Raw genomic sequence first — 14,206 nt, forward strand, 5'->3', positions numbered from 1 at the left:
GGCTGTTCGCGGGACTCTGGATCATGGGCCGCGTCGCCAGCCGCCCGCCGGCGCCATCGGCGGTCAGCATCCCGACCAGCGCGTCGATCCTGCTGCAGGATGGCGTGGTGATCGACAGCACCGAGGACACGGCGCTTCTGCTGCCAAGCGCGCCGCATCCCGGCTCCGGCTGGGGCGAGTTGCGAGAGCTGGTTCTGCCCGTGTTTCCCGGCTTCCCTCGCGTCCCGCCCGAGTCCGGTGTTTCGCTGGAGGCGGCCGGGAACAGCGACATGACCATGCGCATCGCCACCGACGGTGGCTTTGTCCGCTGCGTGATCCGCGCGCCCCAGCTGGCCGAACGGCGCAGCCGCATGCGGCTGTCGGACCAGCTGGCAGGCGACCGGAACCGCGCGGCGCTGGACTCGACGCCGCAGCCGATCTGGCAGACCGATCACGACAACCAGGTGATCTGGTACAACAGCGCCTTCGCGCAACTCTGCCGGGAAAGCGGAACGGACCCTCATGGCGAGAGTCCCTTCGCGGATATCGGTCAGGCCGAGGCCGCGGCCGGCACAGTCCGCGCGCGCGTGGCCTTGACCGACGGACGCGCGCGGTGGTTCGCGCTGACCACGCGCCAGACCGATGCAGGTCCCATGCACTTCGCCACCGCCATCGATACGCTGGTCGAGGCCGAGCGCGCACAGCGGACGTTCGTCCAGACGCTGACCAAGACGTTCGCGCACCTGCCCATCGGCCTCGCGGTGTTCGACCGCGATCACCGGCTGGTCCTGTTCAACCCGGCGCTGGTCGACCTGACCCGCCTGCCGGTCGATTTCCTGTCGGCGCGCCCGAATCTGCTGTCGTTCTTCGACCACATGCGCGAGAATCGCATGATGCCGGAGCCCAAAAGCTATTCCGGCTGGCGCGAGCAGCTCGCGCAGGTGATCTGCGCCGCCCGCGATGACCGCTATTGCGAGACGTGGAACCTGCCGTCGGGGCTGACCTATAAGATCACCGGCCGGCCGCATCCCGACCGCGCGGTGGCCTTCCTGCTGGAAGACATAAGCGCCGAGATCTCGCTGACGCGCCGCTTCCGGTCCGAACTCGAACTGACGCAATCGGTCATCGACTGCTTCGACGAAGCGGTCGCCGTGTTCTCGCAACTGGGCGTGCTGACCTTCTGCAACTCGGCCTACCGCGAGATGTGGAAATGCGATCCCGACAGCGCCTTCGCCGAGGTCACGATCATGGACGCAACGCAGGATTGGCAGCGCGCCTGTCTGCCCAGCCCGATCTGGGACGACCTGCGCGACTTCGTTCTGACCATGCGCGAGCGGTCCGCGTGGACCGCGCCGCTGACGATGTTCGACGGCCGTGGGCTGACCTGCGCGATCGAGCCGGTGGCCGCCGGCGCCACCATGGTCCGTTTCGCCCGCGAACGGCGCGTTGCGGTTCAGCCCGCCCTGGCATGAGGCGCCTTGCTGCCGGTCACATACGCCGCGTGCAACCGGACGCAAGGGCCCGCTTGCAGCGCGGCGTGTGACGCGTATCCTCGCGCCCGATGACCACCCGTTTGCTTGATTTCGTCCTCGGCTCCGAGGAGGCCACAGCGCAGTTGGCCCGTTCCCTGGCGCCCTCGCTGCACCCGGGCGACGTGCTGCTGCTGTCCGGCGGGATCGGCGCCGGCAAGACGCACTTCGCTCGCAGCCTGATCCAGACGCTGCTGAACGTGCCCGAGGACGTGCCCTCACCCACCTTCACGCTGGTTCAGGAATACGACACGACCGCCGGACCGCTCTGGCACGCCGATCTCTACCGACTGTCCGGCCCCGACGAGATCGAGGAACTTGGCCTGGTCGAGGCGTTCGACACGGCGATCTGCCTCGTGGAATGGCCCGATCGGCTGGGCGCGCTGACGCCGTCGGGGGCGCTGCACATGGACTTCGCCGCCGATCCCGACGACGACCGGCGGCGCGCGCTGCATGTCGCGTGGACCGATGCACGCTGGGCCGCGCGTCTGGCCTCGGTGGACGCATGAACGCGTTCCTGACCCGCGCCGGCTGGGCCGATGCAGCGCGCGAGCCCCTGGCGGGCGATGCATCGGCCCGGCTCTACACCCGTTTGCGCCGGGCGGACGGCACGGCGATCCTGATGCAGGACCCCGGCGGCGACGTGAGCCTGTTCGCCCGGCTGGCCGCCCATCTGAACGACCTTGGCCTGTCCGCGCCGCGCATCCTGGCGCGCGACGACGCCGGCGGTCTCCTGCTGCTCGAGGACCTTGGCGACGGGCTGGTCGCACGGCTGGCCACCGACCCTGTGCGCGAGGCCGAGCTGTACCGCATCGCGGTCGACGCGCTGGTCAAGCTGCACCGCCACGCCGCGCCCGCCGATCTGCCCGAGGCCACGCCCGACCACATGGCGTCGATTACACAGCTGGCCTTCTCCCACTACGCTGCCCGCCCCGAGGCCGCCGCGCCGGCGATCGACGCCCTGCGCGCGATCCTGGCGGACACTGCAGCGGCCACCGACGTGATGGTGCTGCGCGACTACCACGCCGAGAACATCCTGCTCCTGCCACAGCGCAGCGGCGCGGCGCGGGCCGGGCTGCTGGACTTCCAGGACGCGTTGCGCGGGCACCGGGCCTACGATCTCGTCTCGCTTCTGCGAGACGTCCGGCGCGACCTGTTTCCCGGCACGGCCGAAACGGCGATCGCGCATTACCTGCGCGCAACCGGCACCGAGGAAGCGCCGTTTCGGGCGGCGATGGCCGCTCTGGGGGTTCAGCGCAACCTGCGCATCCTCGGCGTATTCGCCCGGCTTGCCGCCGAGTACGGCAAGCCGCGCTACCTGTGTCTTCTGCCGCGCGTCTGGGCGCATCTTCAGACCGACCTTGCGCACCCGGCGCTATCACCGCTGCGGCGGCATCTGGACTCGATGCCGCCGCCCTCGCTCGCGCCCCTAGCGCGGCCGGAGCCCGCATGCCAGATGCCGTAATGCTGTTTGCAGCCGGGTTCGGGACGCGCATGGGCGCGCTGATCCGGGACCGCCCCAAGCCGCTGGTCGAGGTCGCCGGCCGCGCGCTGCTGGATCACGCGCTGGACCAGTGCGCCCGCATCCCGCGTCGCGTGGTGAACGCCCATTACCACGCCGAGCAGATCGAGGCGCACGTGGCGGGGCTGGGAATCCCCGTGTCGATCGAGAAGCCCGAGATCCTGGATACCGGCGGCGGGCTGCGCCGGGCGCTGCCGTTGCTGGGCCCCGGTCCGGTCTTCACCCTGAACACCGACGCCGTCTGGCGCGGCCCGAACCCGTTGCACCGACTGGCCGCGGCATGGGATCCGGGCACGATGGACGCGCTGCTGCTTTGCGTTCCGCTGTTTCGTGCGCATGGACGCCAAGGCGGCGGTGACTTCACCTTGGACCATGGCCGGCTCAGCCGCGGCGGGGACATGGTCTATACCGGCGCACAGATCGTGAACCCCGCCCTGCTGGAAGGGATCGAGGGCGACGCGTTCTCGATCAGCGCGCTTTGGGACAAGGCGCAGGCGACCGATCGGATGCGCGGCATCCCCTATTGCGGGCATTGGTGCGACGTCGGCCATCCCGGCGGCATCAAGGTTGCAGAAGAGATGCTACGCGATGTTTGAACGCCGAGCGCCGCGCGTCTTCGCCCTGCCGCCGGGCGTCGATTTCCCCGCCGCGCTGGTCGATGGCCTGCATGCGCGCATGAAGGACCGCCCGCCCGAGGCGATGGCACGCGTGACGCTGTTCGTGAACTCGGATCGCACGGCCAAGGGCATCCGCGCTGCCTTCGATGCTGGCCCGCCCGCGCTGCTGCCGCGCATCAGGCTGGTGACCGACCTGGCTGACCCGACGATGCGCGCCCGGCTGACACCGCCGGTCCCGCCCCTGCGCCGTCGGCTTGAACTGACCGCGCTGGTTGCCCGTCTGCTGCAGACCGAGCCCGGCCTCGCCCCGCGCGCGGCGCTGTTCGATTTGTCCGACAGCCTCGCCACGCTGATGGAGGAGATGCACACCGAGGGCGTCGATCCCGGCCGCGTGGCTCGCCTCGACGTGTCCGACCAGTCCGGCCATTGGCAGCGCGCGCTGCGCTTCATCCGCATCGTCCAGGTTTTCTTCGACGCGGATTCCGACCCCGACCGAGCCGCCCATGCCCGACGCGCGCTGATGGCGCGGCTGGAGGCTTGGGCGGATGCGCCTCCGGCCGATCCGGTGATCGTCGCCGGCTCGACCGGGTCGCGGGGCACGACGCACGCGCTGATGCGGGCGGTGGCGCGCCTGCCGCAGGGCGCGGTCATCCTGCCCGGCTTCGACCGCGCCCTGCCGCAAAAGGTCTGGGGCGGGTTTGACGACCCGCTGACCGGCGAGGATCATCCGCAATACCGCCTTGGCCGGCTGCTGGCCGAACTGGGGCTGGAGGCGCGCGACGTGCTGCCCTGGACCGCAGCGCAGGCGCCGGCGCCCGAGCGCAACGCCGTGATCTCGCTGGCGCTGCGGCCCGCGCCCGTCACGTATCAATGGATGGCCGAAGGCCCCACCCTGCCGCCGCTGCCGCAGGCGATGGCCTCCGTTACCCTTCTGGAAGCACCCGCGCCGCGACACGAGGCGCTGGCCATCGCGCTGCGCCTGCGCCAGGCGGCCGAGGACGGAACGCGCGCGGCGCTGGTCACGCCGGACCGGACGCTGACGCGGCAGGTGACCGCGGTGCTGCAACGTTGGAGCATCGTGCCCGACGACAGCGCCGGCCGGCCGGCGCAGATGACGGCGCCGGGACGTTTCCTCCGGCACGTGGCGCAGCTGTTCACCGAGCCCCTGTCCGCCGAGGTGCTGCTGACGCTGCTGAAGCACCCTCTGTGCCACGAAACCGGCCGGGGGCCACACCTGCTGAACACCCGCGACCTCGAACTGCACCTGCGCAAGAAGGCGTGGGCCTATCCCAACGCCCCCGCGCTGCGCGCCTGGGGCGAGGCCGAGATGCGGGCCGGCTGGACCGATTGGCTGACGCGGTGCTTCTGCGACCTCGAGGATCCGGCGTCTCGCCCGCTGGCCGAGCATGTCGACCGCCACGTCGCGCTGGCCGAGGCGATCGCCGCCGGCCCGACCGGCTCCGGTGCGGGTGCGCTGTGGGACCGCGCCGCCGGCCGGACGCTGCTCAGGATCGTGGAAGAACTGCGCGCCGAGGCACCGCACGGCACCGACATGACCGCGCGCGACTACGCCGCGCTGTTCGGCGCACTCGTTTCGCGCGAGGAAGTGCCCGAGGTCGATCCGACGCATCCCGGCATCCGCATCCTCGGCCCGCTCGAGGTGCGCGCGGCGCCGGCCGACCTGATGATCCTCGCCGGATTGAACGAGGGCAGCTGGCCCGAGGTGCCCGGCGCCGATCCCTGGTTGAACCGCGCGATGCGGGCCGAGGCGAGGCTGCTGCTGCCCGAACGGCGCATCGGCCTGTCGGCGCACGACTTCCAGATCGCCGCCGCGGCGCCCGAGATCTGGCTGACCCGCTCGACCAAGTCCGACGACGCCGAAACGGTCCCGTCGCGCTGGCTGAACCGGCTGTCGAACCTGCTGTCGGGCCTGCCGTCGCGCGACGGGCCCGCCGCGCTGGATCAGATGAAGGCGCGCGGGAAGCATTGGCTGGCGTTGGCGCGCGCGGCCGAAGAACCGCTGCAAGCGCCCGCCGCGCACCGTCCCTCGCCCGCGCCGCCCGTCGCGGCGCGTCCCGCACAGCTGTCGGTGACCGAGATCAAGCGCCTCGTGCGCGACCCCTACGCGATCTACGCCAAGCACGTGCTGCGCCTGCGCCCGCTCGATCCGCTGATGCGCCCGCCCGATGCCTTGCTGCGCGGCATCCTGCTGCACGAGATCCTCGAAACCGTGGTCAGGGACGCCCGCGATGCGAACCGCCCGGTGACCGCGGATGACCTGGACGCGGCTGCCCGCGCCATCCTGTCCGATCCCGCCAACCTGCCCTTCCCGTCGGTCCAGCTCTTGTGGCGCGCCCGCGTGTCGCGCATCGCCGACTGGTTCGCCGAGACCGAGGCCGACCGCCGCGCCATCGCCCGTCCCGCCCACTTCGAGGCGCAGGGCAAGGCCCAGATCCCGGAACTCGGCTTTACCCTGACCGGCACCGCCGACCGCATCGACATCGACGAACGCGGCGGTGCCCATGTCTACGACTACAAGACCGGGCAGGCTCCGACCGAGAAGCAGCAGCGCCATTTCGACAAGCAGCTTCTGCTCGAAGCCGCGATGATTGAGCGCGGCGCCTTCGAGAACCTGTCGCCCGACCACGTGGCGCGCGCGCTGTTCATCTCGCTGTCGCCGTCCGATCCCAAAGAGGTGCCGGCCCCGCTGGAGGATGCCCCGCCTGATACCGTCTGGGCCGAGTTCACCGCGCTGATCGCGGCCTATGCCGACCCGACCAAGGGCTACACCGCGCGCCGCGCGCTGCTGTCGGACGCCGACGCGGGCGATTACGACCATCTGGCCCGGTTCGGTGAATGGGACGTCACCGACACCGCCACGCCCGAGCCGCTGCCATGATGGAAAATGCCCCCCGCGCCCACGTCATGGACGACGCCACCCGCGCTCAGGTCCGCGCCGCGCGGCCGGACGAAAGCACCTGGCTGTCGGCCAATGCCGGATCGGGCAAGACGCGCGTGCTGACCGACCGTGTGGCGCGCCTGCTGCTGGACGGCGTTTCGCCGGAACTCATCCTGTGCCTGACCTACACCAAGGCCGCCGCGTCCGAGATGCAGAACCGCCTGTTCCGCCGCTTGGGCCAATGGGCGATGCTGGACGACGACGCCCTGCGCGCCAGCCTGCTGGAACTGGGGTTGGATTCGTCGCCCTCGACCGATGCGCTGCGCCGGGCGCGCACACTGTTCGCCCGCGCGATCGAGACGCCGGGAGGCTTGCGCATCCAGACGATCCACGGCTTCTGCGCGGCGCTGCTGCGACGCTTCCCGCTCGAAGCCGGTGTCAGCCCGCAATTCACCGAGATCGAGGATCGCGCCGCCCAGCTTCTGCGCGCCGAGGTGCTGGAGCGCATGGCCGATGGTCTCGAAGCGCCGCTGATCGAGGCGATCGCGCCGCACCTGCCCGACGATCCCGACCCGCTGCTGCGCGAGATCGCGTCGCACAAGGCGCATTTCCTGTCGCCGCCGGACGACGCGGCGCTGGCACACGCCTACGGCTTAGCGCCGGGTTTCGGCGAAGCCGCGCTGCTTGACGAGGTGTTCTCTCCCGGTACGCTGGACCTGTTGCGCGACATGGCGCCGATGCTGGCGCAAGGCGGCGCCTCCGACCGCGCCGCAGCCCAGGCCTTCGCGTCGGTGACCGCAGCGGACATCGCCGCGCTCGAACGGCTCGAGCCGGTGTTCTTTACGCAGGCGGGCGAACCCCGCAAGACCCTGCCGCCGACCAAGGGCTGCCTGAAGGCTCAGCCTCTTGGACCATACCTCGACGGCTTCGCCGCGCTGGCTGACCGCGTCACGGACGCCCGCGGCAAGCGCATGGCGCTGGCCTGCATCGCCCGCGACCGCGCGCTGATCGCCTTCGCGCAACCCTTCCTTTCCCGGCTCGAGACCGAGAAGACCCTGCGCGGCTGGCTCGACTTCGACGACCTGATCGACCGCGCGAAAACCCTGCTGAGCGACGCCAGCGTAGCGGAATGGGTGCTCTACCGGCTGGATGGCGGAATCGACCACATCCTCGTCGACGAGGCACAAGATACCAGCCCGGCCCAGTGGCAGGTGATCGAGAGCCTCGCGCGGGAATTCACTTCGGGCTCGGGCGCGCGGCAGGACGTGCGGCGCACCATCTTCGTCGTCGGCGACAAGAAGCAGTCGATCTACTCCTTCCAGGGCGCCGATCCGTCCGGTTTCGACCGGATGCGCGACGAGTTCGCCGAGCGTCTGCGCCCCACCGGCGCGCCGCTCAATTCGATGATGCTGGAATACAGCTTCCGCTCGGCCGAGCCGATCCTGCGGCTGGTCGACAACACCTTCACGCAGGCCAGCGCCAGCGGATTCACCCCCGACCAGCGCCACCGCGCGTTCAAGACCGACATGCCCGGACGCGTCGACCTGTGGCCCGTGGTCGAGAAGACCCCCGACCCCGAGGACGGCGCCTGGTTCGAGCCCGTCGACCGCATCAGCCCGCGTCACCACACCGTGACGCTGGCGCGCCGGATCGCCCGATTCATCCGCACCACAATCGAAGACGGCACGCCGATCCCCGAGGGCCACGGCACCGGCGCGCGGGCCGCGCATGCCGGCGACTTCCTGATCCTCGTGCAGAAGCGCAACCGCCTGTTCACCGAGATCATCCGCGCGGCGAAGCAGGAGGGTCTGCCGATTGCCGGCGCCGACCGGCTGAAGGTGATGGCCGAGCTGGCGGTGCGCGACATCATCGCGCTGCTCAGCTTCCTCGCCACGCCCGAGGACGACCTTTCGCTGGCCACGGCGCTGCGCTCGCCGCTGTTCGGGCTGACCGAGGCGCAGCTTTACCGCCTCGCACAGGGCCGCGGGCAGAAATTTCTCTGGCAAGCACTGCGCGACGGCGGCGACGCCGACACGCTGGCCGTCCTGAAAGACCTGCGCGACCAGGTGGATTACCTTCGCCCCTATGACCTGATCGAACGCATCCTGACGCGCCATTCCGGCCGCCGGAAGCTGGTCGGCCGGCTGGGGATCGAGGCCGAGGACGGCATCGACGCGCTGCTGACGCAGGCGCTGGCCTACGAGGCATCGGACATCCCGTCGCTGACCGGCTTCCTGCAATGGGCGCAGGCCGACGACCTTCAGATCAAGCGAGCGCCGGACAGCGCCGGCGCCACGCTGCGCGTGATGACGGTGCACGGGGCCAAGGGTCTCGAGGCGCCGATCGTCATCCTGCCCGACTGCGCCGAAAGCCGCAGCAACAACGACCGGACATCGATCCTGCGCGACGAGGAAGGCGCGCTGTGGAAGACTCGCGCGCCGCTACAACCCGCGCGCCACGCCGCCGCCGTCGCCGCCGCGAAGCAGGCCGAGGCGCAGGAACGCGACCGGTTGCTTTACGTCGCGCTGACACGCGCCGAGACCTGGCTGATCGCCGCCGCCGCCGGCGACCTGGGCAAGTCCGGCGAGACCTGGCACGACAAGATCCGCGCCGGGATGGAAGCCTCGGGGGCCGAGACAGCGCGCTTCGCCTTTCCCGATGACGGGCCGGACCAGGGCCTGCGGCTGAAAAGCCCCGCCTGGGACGCCATGCAGGCCGCGGCCGCGCCGCCGTCGACACCGTCCGCTCCCATCGCGCTGCCTGCGTTCTTCGACCGACCCGCCGCCGCGCCGGTCATTGCGCCGCCGACGGTGTCGCCCTCGAACCTGGGCGGGGCGAAGGCACTGCCCGGCGCCGCCGGCGACACCGAAGAAATCGCGAAGGCGCGCGGCACCTTGATGCACGCCCTGCTCGAGGATCTAGCGCCCGTTGCGCCGGCCGACCGCGCAGCCATTGCGGCGCCACGGCTCGAGGCGTTGACCCGCGATTCCGAAACCGCCGCGCTGGCGGCCGACGGCGCGGCGCTGCTGACCGAGGTCTGCGCCGTGCTCGATGCGCCGGACCTGACCCCGTTCTTCGCCCCGCAAACGCTGGCCGAGGTACCGGTGACGGCGGACCTGCCCGGCATCGGCCGCATCCACGGCGTCATCGACCGGCTGGTGGTCGACGAGGCCCGCGTCCTGGCCGTCGATTTCAAGTCGAACCGCACCGTACCCGACACCGAGGCCACGGTCCCAGACGGCCTGCTGCGCCAGATGGGCGCCTATGCCGCCGCTCTGGCGCAGCTTTATCCCGGCCGCCGGATCGAGACCGGGCTGGTCTGGACCGCGCAGGCGCGTTTCATGCCGCTGTCGGCCGACGTGGTGCAGGCGGCGCTGGCCCGGGCGACCCCGGCTTGACGATCGGGGGGGGCGTCCATACGTTCACGGCTCTGACAACGCCGGGAAGGAAGGACCCCCTCATGAGCACCGTGGCAGTCACCGACGACACGTTCGACGCCGAAGTCAAGAATTCCGACATCCCCGTCGTGGTGGATTTCTGGGCCGAATGGTGCGGCCCGTGCAAGCAGATCGGCCCCGCTCTCGAGGAGCTTTCGACCGAGATGGAGGGCAAGATCAAGGTGGCGAAGGTCGACGTCGACCAGAACCCCAACACCGCCGCCGCCCTCGGCGTGCGCGGCATCCCCGCGCTGTTCATCTTCAAGGATGGCCAGGTGATCTCGAACCGCGCCGGCGCGGCACCCAAGGCGGCGCTGAAGGGCTGGATCGAAGACTCGATCTGAGGCGACTTCCGCAGAAAACATCCCGGGGTGAAGTGCCCCGGCCCCGCCGGGGCAAGAGGGCGGCGCCCCTCTCCCGGCCCACGTGAAAGGTATTCCATGTCCGCAACCGACTTCCCCGGCTGGCACGGCACCACGATCGTGGGCATCCGCAAGGGCGGCAAGGTCGTCATCGCCGGCGACGGCCAGGTCTCGCTGGGCAACACCGTCATCAAGGGCAGCGCCCGGAAGGTGCGCCGCCTGTCGCCCGGCGGCTCCGACGTGGTCTGCGGCTTCGCCGGATCGACGGCGGACGCGTTTTCCCTGCTGGAACGGCTCGAGGCCAAGCTCGAGGCGACGCCGGGCCAGTTGCAGCGCGCCTGCGTCGAACTGGCCAAGGACTGGCGCACCGACAAATACCTGCAGAAGCTCGAGGCAATGCTGATCGTCACAGACGGTCGCGACCTGTATGTCATCACCGGCGCGGGCGACGTGCTGGAGCCGGAACACGGCGTGGCCGCCATCGGCTCGGGCGGGAACTTCGCCCTGGCGGCCGCCCGCGCGCTGATGGATAGCGACCGCGACGCGGAGGACATCGCCCGCACCGCAATGGCCATCGCATCCGACATCTGCGTCTTCACCAACGGCAACCTGACCGTGGAAACCATCGAAGCCTGAGGGCCGGAACATTCCGCCACCGCGCCCGCGAAAGGACCGACATGACCGACCTCACCCCGCGCGAGATCGTCTCCGAACTCGACCGCTTCATCATCGGCCAGAAGGACGCCAAGCGCGCCGTCGCCGTCGCCCTGCGCTCGCGTTGGCGCCGTCGGCAACTGTCCGAGGACCTGCGCGACGAGGTCTATCCCAAGAACATCCTTATGATCGGCCCCACCGGCGTGGGCAAGACCGAGATCAGCCGCCGTCTGGCCAAGCTCGCACGCGCACCCTTCATCAAGGTCGAGGCCACGAAGTTCACCGAAGTCGGCTATGTCGGCCGCGACGTCGAGCAGATCGTTCGCGACCTGGTGGACGCCTCGATCGCCATGACGCGCGAGCACATGCGCGAGGACGTGAAATCCCGCGCCCAGCAGGCGGCCGAGGATCGCGTGATCGCCGCGATCGCCGGCGAAGGCGCGCGCGAAGGCACCCGCGAGATGTTCCGCCGCAAGCTCAAGGCCGGCGAGCTGGACAACACGGTGATCGAGCTGGAGCTGACCGACAACTCCTCGCCCTTCCCGCAGATGGACATTCCTGGCCAGCCGGGCATGGGCGCGATGAACATCGGCGACCTGTTCGGCAAGGCGCTGGGCGGGCGGACGGTCAAGAAACGGATGACCGTCGCCGAAAGCCACGAGATCCTGGTCTCGGAGGAGGCCGACAAGCTGCTGGACGACGAGCAGGTCAAGTCCGCCGCGCTCGAGGCGGTCGAGCAGAACGGCATCGTCTTCCTGGACGAGATCGACAAGGTCACCGCCCGGCAGGACGCGCGCGGCGGCGACGTGAGCCGCGAGGGCGTGCAGCGCGACCTGCTGCCGCTGATCGAGGGCACGACCGTCTCGACCAAGCATGGCGCGGTCAAGACCGACCACATCCTGTTCATCGCCTCGGGTGCCTTCCACGTGGCCAAGCCGTCCGACCTGCTGCCGGAACTTCAGGGCCGCCTGCCGATCCGGGTGAACCTGCGCGCGCTGACCGAGGGCGATTTCGTCCGCATCCTGACCGAGACCGACAACGCCCTGACGCGGCAGTACACCGCTCTGATGGCGACCGAGGGGGTCGAGGTGACCTTCACCGAGGAAGGCATCGCGGCGCTGGCCAAGGTCGCGGCCGAGGTCAACGAGAGCGTCGAGAACATCGGTGCCCGGCGGCTCTACACGGTGATGGAGCGGGTCTTCGAGGAGCTGAGCTTTGCCGCGCCGGACAAGGCGGGCGACAAGGTCACCGTGGATGCCGATTTCGTCGAGGAGCACCTGGGCGAGCTGACCCGCTCGGCCGATCTGAGCCGCTACGTGCTTTAAGGGGTGTCCCACGGTGGGACACTCTTGCGACTTAATGAAATCAATGGCTTGCAAAGACGGCTTTACGAACCCGTAATCTTTGGGCGGCGCGGCGGTCGTGGGCGTCGGCGCGTTTTGCCGGTTTCGATCAACCGTCCCGAAGTCTTTTCATGCGGAAGATGCAGGGGGGCGTGACGTCCCCACCGAGACGCAAAAACGCCCCGCCGGACCGGCGGGGCGTTTCGCGCTTCAGGCCGTTTCGGACGCCGGGATCAGTTCATCCACCAGCGCTCTGCCATGCGGGCGTTGTCCATCTGCCACAGGTTGCCGATCACGCCGGGGGTGGCGACCTTGTTGCTGATCGCCTCGACGTAGTTGGCGAACATCGGGATGACGACGCCGCCGTCGTCGTTCAGGATCTGCTGCATCTCGTAGTACATCTCGCGCCGCCTGTCGGTGTCGAGTTCGGCACGCGCCTCGAGCAGGAGGTCCTGGAAACGTTCGGAATCGTCGCGGTCCCATTGGGTGGCGTTCCACGGCGCGCCTGCCTCGTAGGCGTTCGAGAACATCCAGTCCTCGGTCGCGCGGCCCGACCAGTAGGAGATGCAGAACGGCTTCTTCAGCCAGACGTTCGACCAGTAGCCGTCGGCCGGTTCTTGAATGATGTTGATGTTGATGCCCGCCGCCTTGGCCGAGGCCTGGTACAGCTGGGCGGCGTCGACCGCACCCTCGAACGCGGCGTTGGAGGCCGACAGGTCGATGTCGAGCGAGTCGTGGCCGGCTTCCTTCAGGTAGAAGCGTGCCTTGTCGGGGTCGTAGGTGGTCTGCTCCATGTTCTCGAAGAAGAACTGGTTGGCGGGGCCGATCGGGCTGTCATTGCCGACGCGGCCGTGGCCCAGCAGGATCTTGTCGACCATTTCCTGACGGTTGACCGCGTGCTTGAGCGCGCGGCGCACGTTGACGTCGTCGAAGGGCGCGACGTTGGTCAGCATCGGGAAGGTGTAATGCTGGTTGCACGACACTTCCTGGATGCGCAGCTGCGGGTTGGCGCGCAGCAGCTGTTCGGTCTTCAGGTCGATGCGGTTGATCGCGTCCACCTGGCCCGTCAGCATGGCGTTCATGCGCGCGGTGTTGTCGTTGATCGCGATATACTCGATCTCGTCGAACCAGCCGGCATTGCCGTCCTTGTAGTGATCGTCGACCCGCGTGGCGACCATGCGCACGCCCGGCTCGAAGCTTTGCGCGCGGTAGAGGCCGGTGCCGATGCCCTTCTGGATCGCCTCGTCGATCTGGCCGGCGGGATAGATCAGCAGGTGGTAGTCGGACATCAGGTAGGGGAAGTCGGCATTGCCGTTTTCCAGCACCATCTGCACCTGGTGTTCGCCGGTCTTCTTCATCTCGACGATGGTCTCGACGATCGGCTGCGCCGCGGATTTCGAGCCTTCCTCGGTGTGCATCTTGAGCGACGCGATCACGTCGTCGGCGCCGAACGCCTTGCCGTTGTGGAAGGTCACGCCCTTGCGCAGGTTGAATGTCCAGGTCTTGGCGTCGGCCGAGGCATCCCAGTCGGTGGCCAGTTCACCCCTGAGCGAGCCGTCGGCGGCGACCTCGGTCAGGCTGTCGAACACCGCGCCCTGCGCCGAGGCGATCATGAACAGGTCGGAATGGGTGCGCGAATCCCAGCTGTCGGACGAATTGGCACCGTTGAGGCCCACCCGCAGGCGGCCGCCGCGGCTGGCCTGCGCGCGCAGCGGCAGACCGGAGGCGGCGAGCACACCGGCGGCTGCACCGGTGGTCAAAAGGCCGCGTCTGGAAATGCGTGTCATGATCGTCTCTCCCCTGTTTCTCGATCGTGGCGGGGCAGCCCGCCAATAGCTTCAGGCCCGCCGAAGCAGGCCGATTC

10 protein-coding genes are annotated in these 14,206 nt (G+C 69.4%); 9 read left to right on the forward strand and 1 reads right to left on the reverse strand.

Annotation, left to right across the window (positions count from 1 at the left end; all coding sequences use genetic code 11):
- Positions 1-23: 23 nt before the first annotated feature.
- From BLW27_RS01445 to hslU, 9 genes are all read left to right on the forward strand, one after another.
- Positions 24-1,451, forward strand: a complete 1,428-nt coding sequence (locus BLW27_RS01445; RefSeq protein ID WP_245710735.1) for a PAS-domain containing protein — start codon at positions 24-26, stop codon at positions 1,449-1,451.
- Between the two features lie 89 nt (positions 1,452-1,540).
- On the forward strand, positions 1,541-2,017 hold the full coding sequence (gene tsaE, locus BLW27_RS01450) for a tRNA (adenosine(37)-N6)-threonylcarbamoyltransferase complex ATPase subunit type 1 TsaE (RefSeq protein ID WP_089878096.1): 477 nt from the start codon (positions 1,541-1,543) through the stop codon (positions 2,015-2,017).
- Positions 2,014-2,973 carry an aminoglycoside phosphotransferase family protein gene (locus BLW27_RS01455; protein WP_089878099.1) on the forward strand — a complete coding sequence of 320 codons (960 nt, stop codon included), beginning with the start codon at positions 2,014-2,016 and terminating at the stop codon, positions 2,971-2,973. Before tsaE ends, BLW27_RS01455 begins: the two co-directional genes overlap by 4 nt.
- Positions 2,958-3,626, forward strand: a complete 669-nt coding sequence (locus tag BLW27_RS01460; protein WP_089878102.1) for a nucleotidyltransferase family protein — start codon at positions 2,958-2,960, stop codon at positions 3,624-3,626. The genes BLW27_RS01455 and BLW27_RS01460 overlap by 16 nt, the downstream gene beginning before the upstream one ends.
- Complete coding sequence (gene addB, locus BLW27_RS01465) at positions 3,619-6,546, forward strand: double-strand break repair protein AddB (protein WP_089878105.1); 2,928 nt, start codon at positions 3,619-3,621, stop codon at positions 6,544-6,546. Before BLW27_RS01460 ends, addB begins: the two co-directional genes overlap by 8 nt.
- Positions 6,543-9,944 carry a double-strand break repair helicase AddA gene (gene addA / locus BLW27_RS01470; protein WP_245710736.1) on the forward strand — a complete coding sequence of 1,134 codons (3,402 nt, stop codon included), beginning with the start codon at positions 6,543-6,545 and terminating at the stop codon, positions 9,942-9,944. The genes addB and addA overlap by 4 nt, the downstream gene beginning before the upstream one ends.
- 62 nt (positions 9,945-10,006) lie before the next feature.
- The gene (gene trxA / locus BLW27_RS01475; RefSeq protein WP_089878111.1) at positions 10,007-10,327 is read left to right on the forward strand and encodes a thioredoxin; all 321 of its coding nucleotides are present in this window, start codon (positions 10,007-10,009) and stop codon (positions 10,325-10,327) included.
- 96 nt (positions 10,328-10,423) lie between these two features.
- Positions 10,424-10,981: an ATP-dependent protease subunit HslV gene (gene hslV / locus BLW27_RS01480; RefSeq protein ID WP_089878114.1), complete on the forward strand. Its 558-nt coding sequence runs from the start codon at positions 10,424-10,426 to the stop codon at positions 10,979-10,981.
- 41 nt (positions 10,982-11,022) lie between these two features.
- Positions 11,023-12,324, forward strand: coding sequence for an ATP-dependent protease ATPase subunit HslU (hslU, locus tag BLW27_RS01485; protein ID WP_089878118.1), 1,302 nt, complete (start codon positions 11,023-11,025; stop codon positions 12,322-12,324).
- 251 nt (positions 12,325-12,575) lie between these two features.
- Here hslU and BLW27_RS01490 read toward each other — a convergent pair whose 3' ends face one another.
- Positions 12,576-14,129: an ABC transporter substrate-binding protein gene (locus tag BLW27_RS01490; RefSeq protein WP_089878121.1), complete on the reverse strand. Its 1,554-nt coding sequence runs from the start codon at positions 14,127-14,129 to the stop codon at positions 12,576-12,578.
- Positions 14,130-14,206 lie beyond the last annotated feature (77 nt).

Source organism: Citreimonas salinaria, assembly GCF_900107235.1.
In the GTDB taxonomy this organism is placed as follows: Bacteria; Pseudomonadota; Alphaproteobacteria; order Rhodobacterales; family Rhodobacteraceae; genus Citreimonas; species Citreimonas salinaria.

Coding starts and splice junctions, on each gene's coding strand:
- BLW27_RS01445 (WP_245710735.1), top strand. CDS start 24: ATGGGCCGCGTCGCCAGCCGCCCGCCGGCGCCATCGGCGGTCAGCATC.
- tsaE (WP_089878096.1), top strand. CDS start 1,541: ATGACCACCCGTTTGCTTGATTTCGTCCTCGGCTCCGAGGAGGCCACA.
- BLW27_RS01455 (WP_089878099.1), top strand. CDS start 2,014: ATGAACGCGTTCCTGACCCGCGCCGGCTGGGCCGATGCAGCGCGCGAG.
- BLW27_RS01460 (WP_089878102.1), top strand. CDS start 2,958: ATGCCAGATGCCGTAATGCTGTTTGCAGCCGGGTTCGGGACGCGCATG.
- addB (WP_089878105.1), top strand. CDS start 3,619: ATGTTTGAACGCCGAGCGCCGCGCGTCTTCGCCCTGCCGCCGGGCGTC.
- addA (WP_245710736.1), top strand. CDS start 6,543: ATGATGGAAAATGCCCCCCGCGCCCACGTCATGGACGACGCCACCCGC.
- trxA (WP_089878111.1), top strand. CDS start 10,007: ATGAGCACCGTGGCAGTCACCGACGACACGTTCGACGCCGAAGTCAAG.
- hslV (WP_089878114.1), top strand. CDS start 10,424: ATGTCCGCAACCGACTTCCCCGGCTGGCACGGCACCACGATCGTGGGC.
- hslU (WP_089878118.1), top strand. CDS start 11,023: ATGACCGACCTCACCCCGCGCGAGATCGTCTCCGAACTCGACCGCTTC.
- BLW27_RS01490 (WP_089878121.1), bottom strand. CDS start 14,129: ATGACACGCATTTCCAGACGCGGCCTTTTGACCACCGGTGCAGCCGCC.